Raw genomic sequence first — 1,172 nt, forward strand, 5'->3', positions numbered from 1 at the left:
CCGGCGGCTCAGAGTTATAAAAGAGACAGGGTCATAGGGCGGCAGGCCGCTGTATTGGCCCAGGGCTTGCTCGTAGGCGTTCTTCAGGTCGTCGGCGGCGAGGTCGTAGCCGACCAGCAACTGTTCGAGTTCAGCGGCGTTCTGCGGGTCGTCGTTCTGCAACTGCGCGTCGAGTTCGCGGGTGCGCGCGGCGACGCACTGGATCGCCACCATCAGGGTCTGGGGTTTCAGGTTCATGGTTCACTCCTAGAGCCCGCGGGCTTTTTCCCATTGGCGGCGGATGGCGTTGCGCACGAAGTTGTCCAGTTGGCCCATGAGGACCTCCCGGTACATCGGCTTGGCCGGCATGATGGTGTAGTGGGTGGCTTGCAGGCGCTTGTTGTAGCTGTCCTGTTTCACCTTAAGGTCCGGCGGGATGTCGGTGCCGTCGGGTATCACGAAGTCGCCGTCGGCGCGGCGCAGCACGCCGGCGCGGTCGAACACTGAGGTGCCGCCGGTGTCCGGGGCGTAGAGGCCGTCGCGGCCGGCGACGATGTCCGGCGCGCGGGCGGGGACGCCAGGGGTGTTGGGGCTGTCGAAGGTCGGATGCAGCAGCGGGGCGACTTCCGCAGCCTCGGCGAGTTCCTGGTCGGGACGCAGGTAGCGACCGACGTCGCCGTCGTAGTTGGCCTTGAATACCGCCCGGTAGAGGGTGAGGCTGGTTTTCTCGTAGTCGTAGGACATGCGTGGACTTCCCTGTGGGTTGCGTTCGCGGCGCCGCGGGTGCGCGGCATCGCTACCGACCACCGTCCTTGTGGCGCCATCGGCGAGCAGGATAACAGCCGTAGGCGGATCCGCCAGGGGCAGGCGACGACCGTCGCCCGGGAGGCTCAAGGCCTGGCCGCGCCGTGCAGGTAATGGCGGATGCGCACCTCCACGCCGGCGCTCTGGAAGCGCCGGGCGGCGGCCTCGACCCGCAACTCGCCGCGGGTCACCCGCTGGTGGTGGCGCAGGTGCTCCAGCCAGGATTCGTCGATGAAGAACTCCAGCCACAGGCGACGGTTGCCGCTGTCCTGGACCAGCCCCCAGGACACCGCGCCGTTGCGCCGACGCATGGCGCGCACCTCGACCATCGCCGCCTGGAATGCCGCGGCGTCCTGCGGGTCGATGTCGTACTCGAGGGTGACCATCAC

Annotated in this window: 3 protein-coding genes; all 3 read right to left on the minus strand. The window is 67.8% G+C overall.

Annotated elements, in window-relative coordinates; all coding sequences use genetic code 11:
* Window positions 1–237, minus strand: a 237-nt coding sequence (locus FFS27_RS32980; protein ID WP_137952569.1) for a hypothetical protein, incomplete at its 3' end; no start/stop codon positions are given.
* Between the two features lie 9 nt (window positions 238–246).
* A complete protein-coding gene (gene tse2, locus FFS27_RS32985) occupies window positions 247–723 on the minus strand; it encodes a type VI secretion system effector Tse2 (protein WP_003090565.1) in 477 nt (158 codons plus the stop codon).
* Between the two features lie 146 nt (window positions 724–869).
* On the minus strand, window positions 870–1,172 hold a 303-nt coding region (locus FFS27_RS32990; protein WP_171019294.1), incomplete at its 5' end, for an MFS transporter.

Source organism: Pseudomonas sp. 2VD (assembly GCF_005503585.1).
GTDB classification, from domain to species: Bacteria; Pseudomonadota; Gammaproteobacteria; order Pseudomonadales; family Pseudomonadaceae; genus Pseudomonas; species Pseudomonas aeruginosa.